The sequence below is a fragment of the Frankia sp. Hr75.2 genome (genome assembly GCF_949319125.1).
GTDB lineage: Bacteria > Actinomycetota > Actinomycetes > Frankiales > Frankiaceae > Parafrankia > Parafrankia soli.
This window is the reverse complement of record NZ_CASGGV010000353.1, coordinates 1-22,177: the sequence shown is the minus strand read 5'-3', so window position 1 is coordinate 22,177 and position 22,177 is coordinate 1. Positions and strand designations below refer to the sequence as shown.

The following is a 22,177-nucleotide window of genomic DNA, read 5'->3' as shown; positions in this document are numbered from 1 at the left end:
CCTTCGCGTAGAGGTCGGCGGTACGCTCAGCTGCTGCGGGCCAACCGAACTCGGCGACGGCACAGCTCCGCCCCGCACGCCCCATCGCGGCCGCCAACGCTGCGGGGCCACGCCGGCCGGCGGCGGTGGGCCCGAAGAAGACGACGGCCAGTGCGTGATCTCCTCGCCGGTCAGCGACTCGGCCATGCGTCCCGCCCGTCCCCGGCATCCGCGGTCACGCGCGGGTGGGCCTTATCCGGCGCTCTCTCCGTCGCCCGCGGCCTCCAGGTCACCTTCCAGTTCAAGGTAAGTGGACTGCAGGCCGGCCAGCGTGGCTTCCTGAGGAGCCTCCCACAGGCCACGCTCCGCGGCCTCCAGCAGGCGCTCGGTCATGCCGCGCAGTGCCCACGGGTTGGACGTCCGCAGGAACTCGCGGGTCTCGGCGTCGAAGACGTAGGAGGCGGCCAGCGACTCGTACATCCAGTCCTGCACGACACCGGCGGTCGCGTCGTAGCCGAAGAGGTAGTCGACCGTCGCGGCCAGCTCGAACGCGCCCTTGTAGCCGTGACGGCGCATCGCCGCGATCCAGCGCGGGTTGACCACCCGGGCGCGGAACACCCGGTGGGTCTCCTCCTGCAGGGTGCGGGTGCGGACGGCGTCCGGCAGCGCGCTGTCACCGACGTAGGCGGCCGGCGACGTGCCGGTGAGCGCGCGGACGGCGGCCACCATCCCACCGTGGTACTGGAAGTAGTCGTCGGAGTCGACGAGGTCGTGCTCGCGGGTGTCCTGGTTCTTCACCGCGATCTGGATGCGGCGGAACGCGGTCTCCATGTCGGCGCGGGCCTCGGCGCCGTCCAGGCCGCGCCCGTAGGCGTAGCCGCCCCAGACCGCGTACACCTCGGCCAGGTCGGCATCCGAGCGCCACTGCCGGGAGTCGATCAGCGGCAACAGGCCGGCTCCGTACGCGCCCGGCTTCGAACCGAAGATCCGCGTCGTCGCGCGGCGCAGCGCGGCCGGGTCGGCCGTGCCGGCGGTGCCGCCGCGCCCGCCGACCGTCGGGACGGCCCCGAGCGCCGCCAGGTCGGCCCGGACGTGCGCGGCCAGCGCGTTGACGTCGTCGGGCTCGTCGAGCACCGCCACCGCCCGCACCGCGTCGTCGAGCAGGGCCACGACGTGCGGGAACGCGTCCCGGAAGAATCCGGAGATCCGCACCACCACGTCCACCCGCGGACGCCCGAGCTCCGCGCCCGGGACGACCTCGAAGCCGGTGACGCGCCGGGACGCGTCGTCCCAGGTGGGACGGCAGCCCAACAGCCAGAGCACCTCGGCGATGTCGTCGCCCTGGGTGCGCATCGCCGACGTCCCCCAGACGGTCAGCCCGACCGAGGCCGGGTAGCCGCCGGTGTCGGCGAGGTAGCGCTCGATCAGCGAGTCGGCGAGCGCGCGGCCGGTCTCCCAGGCGAGCCGGGACGGGATGGCCTTCGGGTCGACGGAGGCGAAGTTGCGCCCGGTGGGCAGCACGTTGACGAGCCCACGGGTCGGCGAGCCGGACGGGCCGGGCGGGACGAACCGCCCGTCGAGGGCCCGCACGGTGTTGACGATCTCGTCCGGGGTGCGGGCGAGGCGGGGAACGACCTCGGTCGCGGCGAACGTGAGGACCCGCTCGACCTCGGCCCGCGCGCCGGCCGGCACCCCGACCAGCGCCTCCGCCGGCGGGGAGGCGACGTCGGCGGCGGGGATCAGGTGCCCGGCCACCACGGAGCTGACGGCGGCCGGCGACCATCCGGCGTCCTCGAGCGCCGCGACCAGCGACCGGGCGGTCTGCTCGAACGCGTCGACCCGCGCCCGGGAGGCCTCGGTGTCGCCCTCGGTGTGGCCCAGTGCCGCGCGCAGCCCGGGTACCGCCCCGGCCCTGCCCGCCCACATCTGGTTGGCGCGCAGGATGGCGGTGACCAGGTTCGTCCGTGCCTCCCCCGCCGGGGCCATCCCGAGGATGTGCAGGCCGTCGCGGATCTGGGTGTCCTTGACCTCGCAGAGGTAGCCGTCGACGTGCAGCAGGAAGTCGTCGAACTCGGCGTCGCTGGGACGGTCGGCCTGCCCGAGGTCGTGGTGCAGCTGGGCGGACTGGATCAGCGTCCAGATCTGGGCGCGTACGGCGGGCAGCTTGGCCGGGTCGAGCGCGGCGAGCGTCGCGTACTCGTCGAGGAGCTGCTCCAGCTTGGCCATGTCGCCGTAGGAGTCGGCGCGGGCCATCGGCGGTACGAGATGATCGACGATCACGGCGTGGGCGCGGCGCTTGGCCTGCGTCCCCTCCCCCGGGTCGTTGACCAGGAACGGGTAGACGAACGGCAGGTCGCCGAGGACGGCGTCCGGCGCGCACCCCGCGGACAGCCCCAGGCCCTTGCCGGGCAGCCACTCCAGCGTCCCGTGCTTGCCGAGGTGGATGACGGCGTCCGCGCCGAAGACCTCGTCCAGCCAGCGGTAGGCCGCCAGGTAGTGGTGGGACGGCGGCAGGTCCGGGTCGTGGTAGATCGCCACCGGGTTCTCCCCGAACCCCCGCGGCGGCTGGATCATCAGGACGACGTTGCCGAACCGCAGCGCGGCCAGCACGATCGCCGGCTCCGCCGCCGGCCCGCCCGGTCCGCGCCCGGCGCCGGTCCCGTCCAGGCCGCCGTCGTCGAGGCCGCCGTCGTCGACGTAGAGGGAGCCCGGCGGTGGGCCCCAGTGCTCGGCCATGGCGCCGCGCAGCGACTCCGGCAGCCGGGCGAACCATCCCTCGTAGGTGGACGCCGGCACCCGCGCCGGCGCCGCGGCGAGCTGCTCCTCGGTCAGCCACTCGACGTCGTGCCCACCGGCGGCGATCAGGGCGTGGATCAGGGCGTCCCCGGCCGCGGCGTCCGGCCTGACGTCCCCCGGCCCGCCGTCGGCGGAGCGGAGGTCCTCGCCCGGGTAGCCGTCGCCGAGGTCGTAGCCGGCGGCGCGCAACGCGTCGAGCAGCAGCACGGCCGACGCCGGGGTGTCGAGCCCGACGGCGTTACCGACCCGCGAGTGCTTCGTCGGGTACGACGAGAGCACAATCGCGATCTTCTTCTCGGCGGTGGGGGTGTGCCGCAGCCCGGCCAGCCGGGACGCGATCCTGGCGACCCGGGCGGTGCGCTCCGGATCGGCCACGTACACCGGGACGCCGTCCGCCCCCTGCTCCTTGAACGAGAACGGGACGGTGATGATCCGGCCGTCGAACTCGGGGATGGCGACCTGCATCGCCGCGTCCATCGGCGACAGACCGGCGTCGCTGTCCACCCAGACGGCCCGTGACGAGGTCAGGCACAGCCCCTGCACCACCGGGACGTCGAGCGTGGCGAGCGCGCCGACGTCCCAGGCGTCCTCGTCGCCGCCGGCGGACGCGTCCGACGCCCGGGTGCCGCCGGCGGCGAGCACGGTCACCACGAGCGCGTCGACGCCGGCCAGGTCGTCGAGCACACCGCCGGCCGCGGCGCCCCGCAGCGTCGAGCAGAACACCGGACGCGCGTTGGCCCCGGCTCCCTCGAGCGCGTCGCACAGCGCGTCGACGAACGCCGTGTTCCCGGAGGTGGCGTGCGCCCGGTAGAACACGACACCGACGGTCGGGCGGTCCGGCTTGGCCACCCGGTCGCCGTGCGGCCCGTGCGCGGGCAGCTCCACCGGCGGGGCGAACCCCAGCCCGGTGAGCAGCAGCGTGTCGGAGAGGAAGCGGTAGAGCTCGGCGAGGTTCCCGACGCCGCCTTCGGAGAGGTAGGCCAGCGCCTCGGTGGCGACGCCGGCCGGAACGGTGCCGCGTGCCATCAGCGCCGCGTCCGGTGTCGACTCGCCGCCGAGGGCGACGACCGGCAGCCCGCTCGCCACCGTCGCGGCGAGGCCCTCGGGCCAGGCCCGTTCGCCGCCGAGCAGGCGCACCACCACCACGTCGGCCCCGGCGAGGAACGCCGGCACCTCCGCCGCGTCGAGCCGGGCCGGGTTGGCGACCCGCCAGGGCACGCCGCTGGCCCGCGCGGCGAGCAGCTCGGTGTCGGCGGTGGACACCAGGGCCAGCACCGGGTCAGCGGCCGGCACCGGCTCGGCCGGGACGCCGCCCGGCGGTGTGTTCGGCATTCAGGGTGCTCCCGGGGGGACGAAGGGCAGGCCGGCGGGCGCGCCGCGGTCGAGCAGCGCGCGCACCGTGGCGATGTCGAGATGGTCGGCGACCAGGTCGCCGAGGGCGTCCAGGCGGCGCGCCCGGACGTCGGCGAAGCAGGTGACGGCGGGGTGGAACGAACGGCCGGCGGCCGCCGCCACCCCGGTGAGGAACGCCCGCCGGAACTCGTCGTTCTCCAGCAGGCCGTGCCAGCTCGTGCCGGACACGCCGCCGCGGTGCACCCCGTCCACCGCGAACGGCTCCGCGGCGCCGCCCGTGCCGGGCAGGGCGTCGTCGACCGTGGGCCGGCCGTGGCGGATCTCGTAGCCGGTCACCGGATGCCCGTCGGCGCTGACGCCGTGGCGGCGGCCGAGGACCTTGTCGGCGGCGAAGCGGGTGACCAGCGGCAGCAGGCCGAGCCCCGGCACCTCGCCGGCACCCGACTCGATCTCGTCCTCGATGCGCACCCCGAGCATCTGGTATCCGCCGCAGATGCCGAGGATCGGCAGGCCGGCGGCGGCGCGCGCGGCGAGGGCGCCGGCCAGGCCGCTGCGGCGCAGCCACGCCAGGTCGGAGACGGTGGCACGGGTCCCGGGCAGCACGACCAGGTCGACGTCGGCGATCTCGTCGGGGGTGGTGGCGAGCCGCACGGAGACCCCCGGCTCGGCGCGCAGGGCGTCCAGGTCGGTGATGTTGGACAGCCGGGGGAAGCGGACGACGGCGACGCGCAGCCGGTCCGGGCCGGTGTCGGCCGCGCCCGACCCGTCCGCCTCGGGGTCGGGGTGGGAGCGCAGGTCCAGGGAGTCCTCGACGTCCAGCCACAGGCCGGGCAGCCACGGCAGCACGCCGAGGACGGGACGTCCGGTGAGGCCCTCGAGCTGGCGCAGCCCGGGTTCGAGCAGCCGCGCGTCGCCCCGGAACCGGTTGATCACCCAGCCGGCGATGTGGGCCTGGTCGGCCCGGTCGAGCAGGGCGAGCGTGCCGAACAGCGCGGCGAACACGCCACCCCGGTCGATGTCGCCGACCACGAGGACGGGCAGGTTCGCCGCCCGGGCCAGGCCCATGTTGGCGATGTCGGTCGCGCGCAGGTTGATCTCGGCCGGTGACCCGGCGCCCTCGCAGATCACCGCGTCGAAGCGGCCGCGCAGGTCGGCGAGACAGTCCAGGACGATGCCCAGCAGGCGCTCCTTGTGCGGCCGGTACCCGAGCGCGTCGACCTCGGCGACGGGACGGCCGAGCACGACAAGCTGGCTGTGCCGGTCCGATCCCGGTTTGAGCAGCACCGGGTTCATGGCGGCTTCGGGCTCCACCCCGGCCGCGGCGGCCTGCATCGCCTGCGCCCGCCCGATCTCGGCGCCGTCGGCGGTGACCACCGAGTTCAGCGCCATGTTCTGGGCCTTGAACGGCGCGACGCGCACCCCTTCGCGGGCCAGCCAGCGGCACAGGCCGGCGGTCAGGACGCTCTTGCCCGCGTCCGAGGCGGTTCCCGCCACCAGCAGTGCCCCGCCCGCGGCCGGGCGCGTCATCCCGCCTCCCGCGGGCCGCGGGAGCCCGCCCGGCGCGCCCGCAACGTGTCGAGGGCGGCGACCGCGCCGGCGCACACCACGACCGAGGCCGCGCTGACCGCGCCGGAAAGACGGGCCGCCGCCGCCAGGTCGCCGGCTTCGGCCGGACGCCCGGACCCCAGCTCGGGACGGTGCTCGACCCCGTGCGGATACCGCAGCTCACCACCGAGACGCAGGCCGAGCGCACCGGCGAACGCGGCCTCGACCACGCCCGCGTTCGGGCTCGGATGCGATCGGCCGTCGCGGCGCATCACCCGGAACGCCTCCGCCGGGGAACCGCCGACGACCGGGGCGCAGGCGCAGGTGAGCAGCGCGCACATCCGGGCCGGCAGCAGGTTCGCCGCGTCGTCGGTCCGGGCCGCGGCCCAGCCGAACCGGCCGTGCCGGGCGTCGCGATAGCCGACCATCGCGTCGAGGGTGTTCGCCGCGCGGTAGGCCACCAGCCCGGGCAGCCCGGCGACGGCCCCCCACAGCAGCGGGGCGACGACGGCGTCCGAGGTGTTCTCCGCCACCGACTCCACCCCGGCGCGCGCGAGCCCGCCGGCGTCGAGGGCCGACGGGTCCCGCCCGCACAGCGACGGCAGCCGCCTCCGGGCCGCGCGCAGGTCGCGGCGTTCCAGCTCGCCGCCGAGGGCCCGGCCCTGGCGCCGCAGCGAGGTGCCGCCGAGCACCGTCCAGGTCGTGGCGGCGGTCAGGCCCGCGCGGGCCAGCGCCGCCCGCCGTCCCGGGCGCCGGCCGGCCAGCGCCCGTTCCGCGCCGGCGGCCGCGGCGCCCGTGCCGGCGACGAGGACCGTGGCGTACGCCGCGCCGACCAGCCGGCTGTCACGGTGGACGGCCCGCTCGAGGCCGCCGGCGACCCGCCCGAAACCGGCCACGGGATGGCCACGGGCAGGGTCGGCGAGCACCGCGTCGAGGGCCGCGCCGAGGACGAGCCCCACCATGCGGGCGCGGCTCACCCGGCCGACGGCGCCGTGGCCTGGCTGGAGGCGCGGGTCTCGTCCGCGCGGGCGACGGTGCCGGCCTGGCGCGCCGGCGCCGGCGCCGGGCTCAGCACCCGGTGGGCGAGGGGCCCGAACACCAGTCCGAGCGTCGCCCACAGCACCGCCTGGGTGCCCAGCGAGGCCAGCCGGAACCGCCACAGCAGCTCGGCCGGGAAGGACGCCGGCACCTCGTTGATCACCGGCATGACGACCGCGGCCACGGTCACCAGCACGGCGAACACCGCCGCCGCCGCGAGAGCGGCGTTCCAGGTGCCGAGACGGGCCGACACCAGGCGCCCGACCTGGGCCGCGATGAGCGCGGCGAGCACCGCCACCAGGACCATGACGACGTAGAGGCCGGTCCGGCGGTCGATCGTGTCCGGGTTGCCGACCGCCGGTGGGTTCGCCGGGTACTTCAGGAACGGCACCACGGCCACCGCGACGAAGCCGGTCACCGCGACCACCGCGGCGGTGGGCCGCATCCCGCCGGTGCCGATGCGGCCGTAGGCGACCGCGCACGCGATCGCGAACAGCCCACCGATCGCGATGCCGTACACCCCGGTCGCGACCGCGAGACCCAGACCCTTCTGGGTGCTCCGGGAGACGACCTCCTCCTCGGCGTGCTCACCGGGAGCCGGCGGGGGCGCCGACGCCTCCTCGATGGCGATCGAGGCGTCCACCTGGGGCTCGCCGGTGATCGACGCGAACCCGAAAGCCAGCAGACCGGCGAAGAAACCTGCGAGCATGCCAAAGACAAGCAGCCTGCGCATCATGTGGAACGGCCTCCGCCGTAGGCCGGAGAGAATCCTCCGGGACAGGCGGTCAGTGGCAGGGGAAGCCCAGCAGGTGCCGGCCGTCGTGCACGAACTCGTGCATCCAGGTTCCGCCGATGAGGGAGAACGCCCCCTCCTCGGAACCGACGAAGTAGATGCCCAGCAGCATCAGCGCGCCGGCGAGCACCGCCCACGGGACGATGTCGCGCAGCGGAAGAGGCAACGGCAGGGGACGAGCGGTACCGCCGGCGAGCGGCGTGGCGGCGGGCGAAGAAGAAGCGGAGTCGGGCATGCGAAGACCTCCCAGGGATCACGCGTCCGGCTGGTGGATTCGTGATGAAACGGGTCTGACTTCCGGACTGGAAACGGAATGCTCCAGCGGTCACAGTGGCGCGGCCGTGCCGGTATCTCACCGGCTTCCTGTCAACATCACGACTAGCTTCGACAGGCTACGAGGTTCCTTAAGGAACCGTCAACAGCGAGTTTCGCCTGTCACATCCCCGCCCATCGCCCGGCAGGTCGTGCCGGTCTCACACGGACATCGAGTAGGCGACCACGCCGCGGCGGATCGCGTCTATCGCCGCCCGGGCGGCCCGGCCGACGCCGAGGATCCCGTCGGTGCCGGGGTGCGCCTGCGGGGTGTTTCCGTCCGAGTCCGGGATGTGCCCGTCCGGGGACGGCCTGGCGGCCGTCTTCGCCGCGTAGACCGGGGCGACCTGCGCGATCTGGTCCAGCAGGTCGATGAGCTGGCGCATCCAGCGGACGAAGTCCCCGGCCGTCAGGTCCGCGCCGGCGTCCTCGAGGACCTTCTCCAGCCCGCGCCCGCAGGCCCAGCCGTGCGCGGCCGCCACGAAGCCGAGGTCGGGCGGACGCAGGAACCCGAGCCGGTGATGGTCCTCCGCGGCGCCCAGCCGGGTGTAGACACCCGCCATGTCCGCGAGCGCGTCGCGCAGCGCGCCCCCACCGGGGATCGTCGGCGCGGCGACGTCGTCACCGCGTGGCTCGAAGACCAGCGTCGAGACCGCGGCGGCAAGCGCGGGTGGGGTCAGACCCTCCCACACTCCCGTGCGCAGGCATTCCGCGACCTGCAGATCCTGCTCGGTGTAGATGCGCGCCAGCATCGCGCCCGCGTCAGTGACGGAGTCGCCGCCGACGGCCAGGTAGCCGAGCTCGGCGAGCGTGTCGCGGACCCGGTCGAAGGTCCGGGCCACCGTGTTCGTCCGCCCCTCGACCTTGCGCTCGAGCCCGGCTGTCTCGCGGCGCAGGCGGTCGATGCGTTCCGCCGAGCGCAGGTGCGCCTCCCGCTCCGGGCAGTCGTGGACGGGATGGGCCCGCATCGCGCGGCGCAGCCGGGCCAGCTCGGCGTCGTCCGCGGCCAGCGAACGCGCCCGCTCGCGGCGGCCGGGCTCCTCCGGCAGCCGGATGTTGCGCAGCGACGAGGCCAGGTCGCGGCGCGCCTGCGGCGAGCGGGGGTTGAACGACTTCGGGATACGGACCCGGGCCAGCGGCTCGACGGCCACCGGAAAATCAATCATGGACAGGCGCCGGACCTGGCGGTCCTCGGTGAGGACGACGGGGCGCGGCCCTTCCGCCGAGCCCTCGTCGACACCGGCGTCGAGCACCACGGCAAGCCCGCCGCGCCGCCCGGCCGGCACGCGCACCACGTCACCGCTGCGCAGCTTCGCCAGCGCCGCGGCGACCTCGGACTGGCGGCGCACCGTCCCCGCGCGGGACAGATCGGCCTCGCGCTCCCGGATCTGGCGGCGCAGCCCGTCGTACTCGGTGACCGAGCCGCGGTCGCATTCGAGGGCGGCGGTCAGCTCCTCGATCGCCGTCTGGTTGCGGCGCACCGCGCGGGCGATGCCGACGACGGCCTTGTCCGCCTGGAACTGGGCGAACGACGACTCCAGGACGGTGCGCGCACGCTCGGCGCCGAGGCGGCCGACGAGGTTGACCGCCATGTTGTAGGACGGTCGGAACGACGACTTCAGCGGATAGGTCCGGGTCGAGGCCAGGCCGGCGAGGGCGAGCGGGTCCAGCCCGGGCTGCCACAGCACGACGGCGTGGCCCTCGACGTCGATCCCGCGCCGCCCGGCCCGCCCGGTGAGCTGCGTGTACTCGCCGGGCGTGATGTCCGCACGGGTCTGGCCGTTGAACTTGGTGAGCCGTTCCAGGACGACGGTGCGCGCGGGCATGTTGATCCCGAGCGCCAGGGTCTCGGTGGCGAACACCGCGCGGACGAGCCCACGCACGAACAGCTCCTCCACCACCTCCTTGAAGGTGGGGAGCATGCCCGCGTGGTGCGCGGCGATACCCCGCTCCAGCCCTTCGAGCCACTGCCAGTAGCCCAGGACGGCGAGGTCGGCCTGGGGCACCCCGGCCGTGCGGGCCCGCACGTGCTCCCGGATCTCGCGCTGCTCGTCGGGGGACGTCAGCCGCAGACCCGCCTGGATGCAGGACGTCACCGCGGCGTCGCAGCCGACCCGGCTGAAGACGAACAGGATCGCGGGCAGCAGGCCGGCACGGTCCAGCCGGACGATGACGTCGGGCCGGTTCGGCGGCCCGGAGCGGCGCCGCCCGTTCCCGGCCCCGTTCCCGTCGCCGGGCCGGCCCGGCCGCGACGACCGGGGCCCGCGGCCACGCTCGTACACCGCGCGGGACTCCTCCCGGGCGAGCCGGAGCAGGTCCGGGTTGACCGCGCGCCCCCCGGCCGCCGCACCGGCACCGGCGATATCACCGGCACGGGCTTCAGCGGCACGGGCTTCAGCGGCACGGGCGCCGGGCCGACTGCCCGGGGTGGCGCCCCCGACGGACCCTGGGGCGGTGCCCCGCCCGTTCGGCCCCGGGCCGCGACGCGAGAACGCCGGAACGCCCGGATCCAGCCCGGACGGCTGGTCGACGAACAGGTCGTGCAGCGTCCGGTCCGCGAGGAGGTGCTGGAACAGCGGCACCGGGCGGTGCTCACTGACGATCACCCGAGTGTGCCCGCGGACGGTGACCAGCCACTCGGCGAACTCCTCCGCGTTGCTGACCGTCGCCGACAGCGAGACGAGCCGCACGTGCTGGGGCAGGTGAATGATCACCTCTTCCCAGACGGCTCCGCGCTGGCGATCGGCGAGGTAGTGGACCTCGTCCATCACGACGTAGCCGAGGGAGTCCAGCCGGGCACTGCCCGCGGCCTCGGTGTAGAGCATGTTGCGCAGGACCTCGGTGGTCATCACGACCACCGGAGCGTCCCCGTTGCGCGAGGTGTCGCCGGTCAGCAGGCCGATCGAGGCCGCGCCGTACCGGGCGACCAGGTCGGCGTACTTCTGGTTGGACAGGGCCTTGATCGGGGTGGTGTAGAAGCAGCGTGTGCCGGTCGCGAGCGCCAGGTGGGCGGCGAACTCACCCACGACGGTCTTGCCGGCGCCCGTCGGGGCGGCGACGAGGACACCCTCGCCCTGCGCGAGCGCCGCGACCGCCTCGGACTGGAACGGGTCGAGCCCGAACGGGTACCGGGCCGCGAACTCCTCGACGGCTCCGGGCGCGGAGGACACGAAGCTCACCCTACGCTGCCCGGGAGCAGCGCAGGACCCGGGTTGTGCCGGTCAGGTGATGTCGCCGTGGGAGCCGTCGGCCGTCGCGGCGCCGGAGGCTCCGGCCGCGACCGCGTCGCCCTGCGCGGTGGCCCGCGGGTCGGCGGTACGCGGCGCCGGGGGGACCCGCTCGCCCGCGGACTCGTCGAAGTCGAGGGAGGAGGTCTCGTCGTCGCCCAGGCCGGCGTAGGGGGACGTGTCCCCCCGGCGGGCCTTGCGCCGGTCGTTGAGCCAACCGATGATCAGCGCCACCTCGTAGAGGATGACCATCGGCAGGCCCAGCGCGAGCATGGTGAACGGGTCCTGGCTGGGCGTCACCACCGCCGCGAACACGAACACGAGGAAGATCTCGGCCCGCCGCCAGGACCGCAGCTTCGCCGTGGTGACGAGACCGGCGAGGTTCAGCATCGTGACCAGCAGCGGCACCTCGAACGACAGCCCGAACACGAGCAGCATCGCGATGACGTAGCTGAGGTACTTGCTGCCGTCGAGGATGCTGACGAGGCCGTCGCCGCCGAAGCCGAGCAGGAAGTTCAGGCCGGTCTCGAGCGTGACGTAGGCGAAGAAGCCACCGGCGGCGAAGAGCACCAGCGACGAGCAGACGAACGTCAGCGACCACCGGCGCTCGTGGCGGTGCAGGCCGGGGGTGATGAAGGACCAGAGCTGGTAGAGCCAGACCGGTGCCGAGAACACCGCCCCGGAGATCATCGAAATCTTCAGCCGGATCGTGAAGGCGTCGAGAATGCCGAAGAAGTAGAGCCGGCACGAACCGTCGCCGCCGCTGAAGTCACCGCGCTTGTCCGCGGGTAGGGCGCAGTACGGATCGATCAGCCACTGGAAAATATCCGGCTCGACGATGAAGCAGACGATCGTGGCGACGGCGAAGGCGATCAGCGCCTTGGCCAGCCGGTTCCGCAGCTCGCGCAGGTGCTCGGTGAGGGGCATCCGACTGTCCTCGACCGTGCGTGTGCGCCGATGGTGCACAGACGTGGCGAGCCTGCGCGGGTTGGGCAACCGTGGCACGGGCTGAGGCTCCTGCTCGATGTGGACGGCACTCGATCGGGACGATCGACTTGACGGGACGACGAATACAGGCGGTGGGCGAACGGCCCACAATCATGGCCGTGCCCCCGCCGGGTACTCGGGACGGGAACGCAGCCGACCCCGACAGCGGTCGGGCGCGCGCCGCGCCCGAGCACCTGACCGCCGTCAGCGATGGACGTGACCCGCCCGCGGAAGGCCTGTCGACCCGCGGTGGGAACGATCCGCCGCAGGTCAGCCGGCCTGGGGCAACTGCCCGGGCCGTGTTGGGACGGTCAGCGGCGCTCGGCGTCGACCGGCGCCACGCCGTTGACCGACGGACTGGTCGCGGCCGGAGCGGCCGGGCGGCTCTCGATCGGAAGCGGGGCGACGGGCTGCGCGGCCGGAGCCGGGGCGGCCGGAGCGGCGCTCGTGTCGTCGTCGCGCAGGCCCTTCGTCTCCGCCTTGAAGATGCGCAGCGACCGGCCGAAGGAACGCGCCGCGTCTGGCAGTTTCTTCGAGCCGAAGAGCACCAGAACAACCAGCGCGATGATGATGATCTCGGTCGTGCCCAGGTTTGGCATGGCAGGCGTCCTCCGATTGCCGGTCCGGTCGGGAGACCGGTGCGCGATCGATGCTACGTCGGTCAGCCTAGGAGGGGATAGACCGTAACCGGGTATCCCACAGGTGACGTGTACGCAACGTGGAGATGATCGGCTATCTCACCACATCGGATGGTGACTGTCGTCCGGTTCACGTCCGGCCCGAAGGCGCTCCCACCGCGCAGCAGGTCAGCCGGCCCGGCTCGCGAGCCGGCTGGAGACCTCGGTCGACTCCAGCCGCCCCGCCAGCTCCGCGGCCTTCGTGGCCAGCTCGGCCGCGTGGTCCTTGAGGTCCATCGCGGCGTTCTTCGTCGCGCGGACCTTGCCCCACAGGCCCAGCGCGCACAGCACGAGCACGCCGAGCGAACCGACGGTGAGCACGAGGTGAGCGAACAGCAGCAGCACACCGGTCACCCTATGGGCTCCTCGGCGTAGGCGGCGAGGGCACGATCGGCCAGCTCGTGGACCCGCGCGGCCACCGAGGCCGGCTCGACCCGCCGCACCTGCGCACCCAGGCCCAGGACCAGCCGGTTCAGCCACGACGGCTCGGAGACCCGCAGCAGCACCGACACTCCCCCGTCGGGCAGCTCACACACGTCGGAGACGGGGTAGTAGTCGACGACCCAGCGGGCCTGCGGCTCCAGGTCGAGGCGCACCGGGATGTCGTCCGGCCCCGGCCGGTACACGCCGTCCGCGGTGTCGCGCGGCGTCGCGGTCGGCGGCGGCTGCGCGACGACGTCCAGGACGACGGCCCCACCGCGACCGTCGATGCGGTCGAGCCGGAACAGCCGCACCGCCGACGCCCGGTGGCACCATCCCTCGAGGTACCAGTGCCCGTCCCGGACGAGCACCCGCATCGGGTCGACGTCGCGCACCGTCATCTCGTCCCGCGACCACACCAGGTAACGCAACCGGACGCGCCGACGGTCCCTGATCGCCCCCTGCAGGATGGCGAGCACCTCGTCGTGGGTGTCGAGCGCGACGCGCACATGCCCGGCCGGCTCGTTGCCGACGGCGTCCTCGACCTTGCGCAGTGCCTGGTCGAGCGCCTCGCGCCCGACCAGGCCGGGGACGTCGGTGAGCGCCCGGGCGGCGACGAGCAGCGCGGTGGCCTCGTCCGCCGACAGCCGCAGCGGGCGGTCGAGCGTCTGGGGGTCAACGACGGTGACCTGGTCGCCGGAGTAGCTGACGTCGATGAGGTCGCCGGGCGCGCCGCCGGGCAGCCCGCAGACGAACAGCAGGTCGAGGTCGTCGCGCAGCTGGCGCACCGTGACGTCGAACTCCGCGGCCGCGGCCTCGAGTGACACGCCGGGATGAGCCCGCAGCCAGGGCACAAGGGCCAGCAGCCTGCTGAAACGGTCGGTGGAGCCGCTCACCGCGGCCCGGTCCTCGCCAGCCATCCGGCCCGCCCGCCGTGCTCGCCGCCCGGCACATCGCTACCGGGAGCACCGTCGCTACCGGGAGCACCGTCGGTGGACGTGGCTCCGGCGAGCCGGGTGCCGCGTTCGGGCGCCGTGGCTTCCAGGGTGGCCCGCAGCCGGCGGATGACCTCGGCGCGCAGGTCCGCGGGACCGAGGACGGTCACGTCAGGCCCGTAGCCGACGATCCAGTGGGCGAACCGCTCCACGTCGGAGAAGTCGACGTTCAGCAGGTCGGCGTCCGGCACCGGACTCATGGGCAGGTCAGGACCCGGCGCCTCCGCCGGGCGGGCCCGGCGGCGCAGCGCGTGCCCGCACCCGCGCCGGACCCGCAGCAACGCGCTGCGGGTGTGCTCGGGCGGCTCCGTCGAGGAGATCATCGCCCGCAGGTCCACATCGGGGGGGACCGTGAACGCGCCGGGCGGGCCGACCGCACGCACTCCGCCGGTCACCCTGGAGAGCCGGAACACCCGTGGCGCGGCCCGCCGCAGGTCGTGCCCGACCAGGTACCAGCGGCCCCGCCAGGACAGCACCCCCCACGGCTGCACGTGCCGCTCGGTGTCCTCGGTCTGCCCGGGACGGCGGTAGGGGAAGCGCACCACCCGGCCGGCCTGGACGGCGGCGAGCGCCGCCTCGAAGGCCGGCTCGGCCGTGTCGACCCGCGGCTCGAAGCCCTCGAACCCGCCGGGCCCAAGCGCCGAGGAGGGTCCCGCCAGGAGATCGGCCCCGCCCAGCCCGGCGGGGCGCACCGGGGCACCGGCGGCTGCCAGTTTGCGCAGCGCGCTCGCGGCCGGGGCGGCGAGGGTCGCGCTCGACCACAGCGAGGCGGCCAGCGCGAGCGCCGCGAACTCGTCCGGGTCGAGGGAGATCTCCCCGAGTGCGTAGTCGCCGCGGCGGATGCGGTAGCCGAGCTCGTCGCTGAACGCTGAATCCTGGCCGGTCTCGACCGGGATACCGAGCTCGCGCAGGTACTGCTTGTCACGCTCGAACATGCGCCGGTAGGCCTCCTGCGCCTCCTCCGACTCCCCCGGGTCGTACCCCTCCACCATCTCCCCGATCTGGGACACGGTGAGGAACCGCGATGTCGCCATCAGGCACATCGTCAGGTTGAGCAGGCGCTCCAGCCGTCGGCGGGACACATCGGATGAGGCTAGCCGCACTCGACGTCAACGTGGTAACCGCCCCGCCGCCGCCGCGGGGCGGCGAGGACCGTCGTGGCCCCGGCCAGGACCTACCCGGCCGGGGCGGCGACGCGACGCGTCAGAGAGACCCGGCCCCCGGATCGGCCGTGCCCTGCGACGTGCCCTCTTCGGCGCCGGCCGGCACGACCTCGAGCAGGTCGACGATGAACACCAGCGAGTCATCAGCCATGATTATCGGCGGCTGGCCGCCCATCGGCCCGTAGCCGAGCTCCGGCGGGATCACGATCAGCCGGCGGCCGCCCGCCTTCATCCCGTCGATGCCCTGACCGAAGCCGGGGACCGTCCGGAGCAGGGAGAAGGTGTCCGGGGCGCCCCGCTCCCAGCTCGAGTCGAACTCCTTGCCGGTCTTCCAGATGGTGCCGACGTACTGGATCTGGACGGTGCTCGTCGCGCTGGCCGCCGCGCCCTCACCGGTCACCAGATCCTGGGTGACCAGGTCGGTCGGGGCCAGGCCCCTGCCCGCCGCGGCTACGGGCTTCTGGGTGAGGTCCACGGCGTTCTCGACGGCCGGCGGGCCGCCCGCCCGCGCACCGGCGTCCTGCGCGGCGGACGGGACCGGCGCGGCGGCCGTCCCGTCGGGCGTGTCCGACGAGCTGCACGCGGCGAGCGGCACCAGCAGGACGGCGGGGAGGGCGAGGGCGGCCAGCCGGTAACGGCGGCGGGCGATGACACCACGAAGCGAAGAGATCACGGAAGCAAAGATCCTCTGGATACTGCGCGGCACCGCCGCCGCGGCACGCGGGGCCGCCGGCCGGCGCCACGCGCTCGAGCTGCCTGAACCTGTGGAGTCAGACTGTAGAGGACAAGCCTCCGTTCTTCGGCACGACACCGGCCGGCCGGGCCGGCGCGGCCTACATGCTCGCGATCAGCTTGTCGACGCGGTCGTCCACCGACCGGAACGGGTCCTTGCACAGCACCGTGCGCTGGGCCTGGTCGTTGAGCTTGAGGTGCACCCAGTCGACGGTGAAGTCGCGCCGCTTCTCCTGCGCCCGCTTGATGAACTCCCCGCGCAGCCGGGCCCGGGTGGTCTGCGGCGGCACCGACTTCGCCTCGAAGATGTCGAGGTCGCGGGTGACCCGCTCGACCAGACCCGCCCGCTCCATCCGGTAGTAGAGCCCGCGGTCACGGTGGATGTCGTGGTACTTCAGGTCGAGCTCGGCCACCCGCGGCGACGCCAGCGACAGCCCGTGCTTGAGCCGGAAGCGGTCGATGAGGACGAACTTGGTGACCCAGTCGATCTCCCGGGCGACCAGCTCCAGGTCCTCGGTCTCGATCGCGAGCAGGGTGCGGCCCCACAGGTCGAGCACCCGCTTCGCCACGGCGTCCCCGCCGCGCCGCTCGACGAACTCGACCGCCTTCGAGTAGTACTCGCGCTGGATGTCCAGCGCGCTCACCTCACGGCCGTTCGCCAGCTTGATCCGACGCTGGCAGGTCATGTCGTGGGACACCTCGCGGATCGCCCGGATCGGGTTCTCCAGCGACATGTCGCGCAGGACGACCCCCGCCTCGATCATGCGGAGCACCAGGTCGGTGGAGCCCAGCTTGAGCAGCATCGTCGTCTCGCTCATGTTCGAGTCACCGACGATGACGTGCAGCCGACGGAAGCGCTCGGCGTCCGCGTGCGGCTCGTCGCGGGTGTTGATGATCGGACGCGAGCGGGTCGTCGCCGACGACACCGACTCCCAGATGTGCTCGGCGCGCTGGGAGATGCAGTACACCGCCCCGCGCGGGGTCTGCAGGACCTTGCCCGCGCCGCACAGGATCTGCCGGCTGACCAGGAACGGGACCAGCACGTCCGCCAGGCGGCTGAACTCGCCGTGCCGCCCCACGAGGTAGTTCTCGTGGCAGCCGTAGCTGTTCCCCGCCGAGTCGGTGTTGTTCTTGAACAGGTGGATGTCCCCGGCGATGCCCTCTTCGCGCAGCCGGCGCTCCGCCTCGACGAGCAGGCCCTCGAGGATCCGCTCGCCCGCCTTGTCGTGCGTCACCAGATCGGGCACGGAGTCGCACTCGGGGGTGGCGTACTCCGGGTGGCTGCCGACGTCCAGGTAGAGCCGGGCGCCGTTCTTGAGGAACACGTTGCTGCTACGGCCCCAGGACACGACGCGTCGGAACAGGTAACGGGCCACCTCGTCCGGCGACAGCCTTCGCTGCCCGCGGAACACGCAGGTGACGCCGTACTCGTTCTCCAGCCCGAAGATGCGGCGATCCACGAGACCGACCCTATGCTCGGAACCCGCCTTCGCGTGGGGAGACGCTCGGGCTGGTCTCAGCTGTGGCCTCCCGGGGGCGCACGACCAGCCCGGCGGCGACCGCGGCCGCCGCCGGCGCGGCGGTGGCTTCGCTCGGAACCGACGTCCCGGCCGCGATCGTCCCGGCGCCGCCCGCGCGCTCCCGGCCGAGCAGGATCAGGACGATCCCGGCGACCGCCCAGATCGCCAGGACGGCCGCCCCACGCCCGCCACCGGCGCCACCGAAGTACAGGGTGGACCGCAGCAGGGTCACCCCCGCTCCGGGCGGCAGCAGCTGACCCAGGCCGCCCCACGGCGTCGGCAGCATCTCCGGCGCCGACGACGCGCCGGAGAGGGCCGCGCCGAGCACGGTCACGCCGACAGCCGCGACGAGCCCGCGCCCCCCGGCCACCGCGCCCAGCCCAAGGACGGGTGCCACCACGGCCCCGGCGACCATCGCCAGGACGACCACGCTGCTCCCGAACGTGTCGGGCAGCACGTCGAGACCCCCACCGAGGGCCAGGGTGCCGGCCACCCCGGCGGCCACCATGAAGCCGACGAGGCCACCGAGACGGGCCTGCCTCGTCCGGGCGGCGCGCGCCAGCAGCACGCCCGCCGCCGCCGCGATCAGCACCAGCGGCAGGTAGCCGGCGGACACCCCGCCACCCTGATGATCGGCGGAGGCGTTGGGGACGACGTCGACGACGGGGATCCGCAGATCGGGAAACGTCACCGACATTCCGCGGACCAGCGCCTCGGCCACGGCGGGGCTCGCCGCGGACGCGAGGCGCAGCGCGAGCCCGTCGTCGGTGATGACGAACGCGGCGTAAGCCTTCCGGTCGCGCAGCACCCGGTCGGCGGCGGCGGCGTCCGGGACGACACCGATGCGCAGGGCGCCCGGCGACATCCGTTCGACCGCCTCCGTGAGGGCCTTCGCGCCCTGCGGCTGGCCGGCGACGACCACGGGAAGCCCGCGGGGACGCACCGAGGTGACCGTGGAGCCGTAGAGACAGACGACGAGGCCGAGCAGGACGGACATCCCGACGACCGTCACCGCCGTGCGGCGCACAGGTCCGGTGGCGCGGCCCGCCGCGGCTCGGAGGCGGTGCCAGCGCCCGTGTTCCGCCGTCAGATCCATCGGCCCTCCACTACGATCACTGGGATCCGTCGCCATTCAGACACCGAAGGTGAGCGACGTGCAGCGTCGCTCAGATCACGGTGCGACGGCGCGGTGGCGGGCCGCAGGCGGCGTGTCCGGCCCAGACCACCCACCGCCCCCGGTACCCGGGTACCCGGGCACCCGGGTACCCGGGTACCCGGAGGTGACCCGACTCGTGAGCGCTCGGCCCGGATGGTGATGGGACTGGTAATCCGGGGGAAAGATGGCGGCCATGACAGCCGAGACGAACGAGCAGCGAACCCGTCACCTGCGGACCGACGTGTCCGCCCGCGGCCGTACCCCGGCGACGGTGATCGCGCCCGCCGCCGACGACCCGCCCCGGGGCGGCGTCGTCGTGATCCAGGACGCCCGCGGGATCACCCCCTACCTCCTGTCCGTCTGCGACGACCTCGCCGAGGCGGGCTACCTGACGATCACGCCGCACCTCTACCACCGGGACGGCATCGCCGAGGTCGACCCGGCGGATTCGTGGGCCGGTGCGCTGCCGCAGATGGCGACGCTGACCGGCGCCGGGATCTCCGCCGACGTCGACGACTGCGTGGGGCACCTGGCCGACGCCGGGTTCGGGCCGGGGCAGACCGCGATCGTGGGCTTCTGCATGGGCGGCACCGTCGCGCTGTTCACCGCGACGCGGACGCCGCTGGCCGGGGCCGTGTCGTTCTACGGCGGAGCCGTCAGCTCGCCGGCGTGGCCGGGCGTCCCGGCGCTGCTCGAGGTCGCGCCGTCGCTGCGCGGGCCCTGGCTGGGTCTCTACGGCGAGGAGGACACGATGATCCCCGTCACGGACGTCACCGGCCTGCGGGCCGCCGCCGCCCGTTCGGGGCAGCCGACGGAACTCGTCAGCTACCCGGGCGCCGGCCACGCCTTCCACAGCCACGACCGATCCGCCGTACACCGCCCCGGGCCGGCGGCCGACGCGTGGCAGCGCACCCTCGCCTTCCTCGACAGGCGCGTACGCCCGTCCTGACCCTGGTGGCTGCGGGGCCGATGTGAGCCGTCCGCGCCGTACCCGGACGGGCCGGGACACCTCGCAGGGAGGCCGCCCGCCGGGACGGCGCCCTCGGCGCGACAGGGGGAACGGCGTGTTCGGCGAGCCGGACGGAAAACTCGTTGGTGGCGCGCACGCGGGCGGTGTAACGTCCCGCCGACACGAACGGATCAGCCCGAGTCGGCCTGGGAACGGAGCCGCCGGGCCGCCGAGATCACGCAGGAGGTGGGCCATGGCCGCGCAGACGGTGTTTGCCCAAGACGCACTGCTCCGCCGCCTCCACCGGGCCACCGACTGACGTCGCCCACCCCACCACCCGGTTTCGGCCGCGTGGTCTCCTCGCACGCCATGGGTGGCGCGCGTCCAGTGGGGCCCCCGTTCCAAGGGTCTCGACGTTGTCTTCTCAACACTTGTCACGTTCTCCGCGGGTCCAGTCGGGCCGGCGATCCCCGTCCTTCGACCCGCCACCGCCCGACACCGCGGCTCCCCCTACTCCCACGGCGCCCTCGCCGGGGAGGACCGGCACGACCGGTTCCGATCTGGTCCGTCATGGCTGGACCGACGGCGACGAGGCGGGGTTCGCGCCCCGCCGCGACGCCGGGTTGGCACCCGCACGGGTCCTCCGGCGCGACCGGGGACGCTGCGAGCTGATCACCGAGCACGGCCCGGTGAGTGCCGAGATCGGTCGTGCACTTCCCGCCGGGTCGGATCTGTCGCCGTGCACGGGCGACTGGGTGGCCGTCGGAGCCTCCGTGCCCACGCCGTCCATTCCGAGCACCGGAGCAGCACATCTGGTGGTCGCCGAGCTGCTGCCGCGACGCAGCGCTCTCGTCCGCTCCTCGGCCTCGCGCAGGTCCGACGGGCAGGTGCTCGCGGCGAACATCGACCTCGTGGTGATCGTCGCCGCGCTCTCGGCCGCGCCTGATCTCGCCCGGCTCGAACGGCTGCTCGCACTAGCCTGGGAGAGCGGCGCCCAGCCGCTGATCGTCCTGACCAAGGCCGACCTGGTGCCACGCGAGGACACGGAAAGACTCGGCCCGTCCACGCTCGACGCGGTGGCCGCCGCCGCGCCCGGAACCGACATCCTCACCGTCTGCGCGCTGGACGGCACCGGCATGGACGCGCTGCGCGCCGCACTCGCCGGGACGTCGCCGCCCGGCCGATCGGCGGTGCTGGTCGGGCCCTCCGGCGTCGGCAAATCAACGCTGGTCAACGCTCTGCTCGGCGAGGAGCGGCTGGCGGTGGGGCGAGTCCGCGCCGCAGACGGGAAGGGGCGGCACACAACCGTCAGACGGGAGCTGATCGCGCTGTCCTCCGGCGGAATTCTGATCGACACGCCCGGGATCCGCGGCGTGGGCCTGTGGGATGCCGAGCAGGGGCTCGACGCGACCTTCACGGAGATCGCCGATCTCGCCGTGGCCTGCCGGTACGCGGACTGCGCGCACGACACGGAACCCGGCTGCGCGGTGCTCGCCGCGGTCGAGGACGGCTCGTTGCCCGAGCGGCGGCTGCGGAGCTACCGCAAACTGCGGCGCGAGAACGCCTGGATCCAGTCACGCGGGGACGCCCGCCTGGCCGCGGAAGAGCGGGCGCGTTGGAAGGCCATCCGCAGGGAACAGCGGCGCCTCTACACCGGCCGCGAGCGGCAGGGGCGCCAGCGGTGACCGGGCGAGGCGAAGCGGGCCGGTCAGACGGAACGGACGGAACGGACACCGCGCGTGAGATCACTCGGGTGTTCTGGGCGCTGCACGAAGGACTGCCGCGCCAGTCCGCCGGGTCGGACGCAACGACACGCCGGCTGCTGGAACTGGCCGGCCTGCTGCCCGACCGGCCCCGCGCCCTCGACATCGGATGCGGTCCGGGGCGCGCGTCACTGGTGCTCGCGCGGGTCGCCCGCGCGGACGTCACCGCGGTCGACCTGCACCACCCCTTCCTGGCGGAGCTGCGACACTCGGCCGCGGCGTCGGGGCTGGGCGGGTGGATCCGTCCCGTACTCGCGTCGATGACCGATCTGCCATGCCCCGACGGCGCCTTCGACCTCGTCTGGGCAGAGGGCTCGGCGTACATCATGGGCTTCGCCGCCGCACTGCGGGCGTGGCGGCGGTTACTGGCTCCGGCCGGGGTACTCGTGGTGTCCGAGCCGGTCTGGACGGTCGATGATCCTGCGCCGCCGGCGAGGGCGTTCTGGGACGCGGTCTACCCGCTGCGGACGGTCGCGGCGACGGCGGACGTGGCCCGCGCCGCGGGCTACGAGGTGGCGGCGACATTCCAGCAGCCGGACAGCGACTGGTGGGCGGAGTACTACGACCCGCTGAGCGCCCGCCTCGATCAGGCGGAGCGGACCGGTCTCGGGACGGCGGCCGGCCGAGCCGCGCTGGACTCGTGTCGGGCCGAGATCACGCTCCGGCGGACCCACGGAGCCGACTACGGCTATATGGGTTTCGTCCTGCGCCCGCGCCCGAGCTGAGCAGGCCCCCGGCGCGGCCCCGCCCACCACGTCCGGGCGGGCCGGTG

At 74.1% G+C, this 22,177-nt stretch carries 17 protein-coding genes; 3 read left to right on the top strand and 14 right to left on the bottom strand.

Translation table 11 applies throughout. The features are described 5' to 3' along the window. Positions 1–231: 231 nt before the first annotated feature. The 14 genes from cobN to AC559T_RS35020 form a co-directional block, all read right to left on the bottom strand. Complete coding sequence (cobN, locus tag AC559T_RS35085) at positions 232–4,107, bottom strand: cobaltochelatase subunit CobN (RefSeq protein ID WP_498871438.1); 3,876 nt, start codon at positions 4,105–4,107, stop codon at positions 232–234. After that, the gene (locus tag AC559T_RS35080) at positions 4,108–5,655 is read right to left on the bottom strand and encodes a cobyric acid synthase (RefSeq protein ID WP_498871437.1); all 1,548 of its coding nucleotides are present in this window, start codon (positions 5,653–5,655) and stop codon (positions 4,108–4,110) included. Then, positions 5,652–6,635, bottom strand: a complete 984-nt coding sequence (locus AC559T_RS35075; RefSeq protein WP_498871439.1) for a cobalamin biosynthesis protein — start codon at positions 6,633–6,635, stop codon at positions 5,652–5,654. Before AC559T_RS35075 ends, AC559T_RS35080 begins: the two co-directional genes overlap by 4 nt. An 11-nt stretch (positions 6,636–6,646) precedes the next feature. After that, positions 6,647–7,447 (bottom strand): CbtA family protein, encoded by an 801-nt coding sequence (locus AC559T_RS35070; RefSeq protein WP_112108220.1) that lies wholly within the window; start codon positions 7,445–7,447, stop codon positions 6,647–6,649. Positions 7,448–7,496: 49 nt separating this feature from the next. Next, positions 7,497–7,739: a CbtB domain-containing protein gene (locus tag AC559T_RS35065; protein ID WP_071063537.1), complete on the bottom strand. Its 243-nt coding sequence runs from the start codon at positions 7,737–7,739 to the stop codon at positions 7,497–7,499. A gap of 238 nt (positions 7,740–7,977) precedes the next feature. Then, complete coding sequence (locus AC559T_RS35060) at positions 7,978–10,986, bottom strand: DEAD/DEAH box helicase (protein ID WP_498871436.1); 3,009 nt, start codon at positions 10,984–10,986, stop codon at positions 7,978–7,980. Positions 10,987–11,037: 51 nt separating this feature from the next. Then, positions 11,038–12,048 carry a twin-arginine translocase subunit TatC gene (tatC, locus tag AC559T_RS35055; RefSeq protein ID WP_112108222.1) on the bottom strand — a complete coding sequence of 337 codons (1,011 nt, stop codon included), beginning with the start codon at positions 12,046–12,048 and terminating at the stop codon, positions 11,038–11,040. A gap of 293 nt (positions 12,049–12,341) precedes the next feature. Beyond that, complete coding sequence (gene tatA, locus AC559T_RS35050; protein WP_071063541.1) at positions 12,342–12,629, bottom strand: Sec-independent protein translocase subunit TatA; 288 nt, start codon at positions 12,627–12,629, stop codon at positions 12,342–12,344. Positions 12,630–12,836: 207 nt separating this feature from the next. Continuing rightward, the gene (locus AC559T_RS35045) at positions 12,837–13,061 is read right to left on the bottom strand and encodes a hypothetical protein (protein ID WP_498871435.1); all 225 of its coding nucleotides are present in this window, start codon (positions 13,059–13,061) and stop codon (positions 12,837–12,839) included. Beyond that, a complete protein-coding gene (locus AC559T_RS35040) occupies positions 13,058–14,023 on the bottom strand; it encodes a helix-turn-helix transcriptional regulator (protein ID WP_071063861.1) in 966 nt (321 codons plus the stop codon). The genes AC559T_RS35045 and AC559T_RS35040 overlap by 4 nt, the downstream gene beginning before the upstream one ends. Further along, the gene (locus AC559T_RS35035) at positions 14,020–15,156 is read right to left on the bottom strand and encodes a helix-turn-helix transcriptional regulator (protein ID WP_498871434.1); all 1,137 of its coding nucleotides are present in this window, start codon (positions 15,154–15,156) and stop codon (positions 14,020–14,022) included. The genes AC559T_RS35040 and AC559T_RS35035 overlap by 4 nt, the downstream gene beginning before the upstream one ends. Positions 15,157–15,325: 169 nt before the next feature. Further along, positions 15,326–15,958, bottom strand: coding sequence for an FKBP-type peptidyl-prolyl cis-trans isomerase (locus tag AC559T_RS35030; RefSeq protein WP_498871433.1), 633 nt, complete (start codon positions 15,956–15,958; stop codon positions 15,326–15,328). A gap of 160 nt (positions 15,959–16,118) precedes the next feature. After that, complete coding sequence (gene pafA / locus AC559T_RS35025) at positions 16,119–17,477, bottom strand: Pup--protein ligase (RefSeq protein WP_018499881.1); 1,359 nt, start codon at positions 17,475–17,477, stop codon at positions 16,119–16,121. A 10-nt stretch (positions 17,478–17,487) separates the two neighbouring features. Continuing rightward, the gene (locus AC559T_RS35020) at positions 17,488–18,633 is read right to left on the bottom strand and encodes an ABC transporter permease (protein WP_112108224.1); all 1,146 of its coding nucleotides are present in this window, start codon (positions 18,631–18,633) and stop codon (positions 17,488–17,490) included. Positions 18,634–18,877: 244 nt separating this feature from the next. Between AC559T_RS35020 and AC559T_RS35015 the strand changes: the two genes are divergently transcribed. The 3 genes from AC559T_RS35015 to AC559T_RS35005 all read left to right on the top strand — a co-directional run bounded on the left by AC559T_RS35015 (position 18,878) and on the right by AC559T_RS35005 (position 22,130). Beyond that, positions 18,878–19,642 (top strand): dienelactone hydrolase family protein, encoded by a 765-nt coding sequence (locus AC559T_RS35015; RefSeq protein ID WP_498871432.1) that lies wholly within the window; start codon positions 18,878–18,880, stop codon positions 19,640–19,642. A 431-nt stretch (positions 19,643–20,073) separates the two neighbouring features. Beyond that, positions 20,074–21,327, top strand: a complete 1,254-nt coding sequence (rsgA, locus tag AC559T_RS35010) for a ribosome small subunit-dependent GTPase A (protein WP_131626902.1) — start codon at positions 20,074–20,076, stop codon at positions 21,325–21,327. Then, positions 21,324–22,130 (top strand): SAM-dependent methyltransferase, encoded by an 807-nt coding sequence (locus AC559T_RS35005; protein ID WP_243657830.1) that lies wholly within the window; start codon positions 21,324–21,326, stop codon positions 22,128–22,130. Before rsgA ends, AC559T_RS35005 begins: the two co-directional genes overlap by 4 nt. Positions 22,131–22,177: the final 47 nt, after the last annotated feature.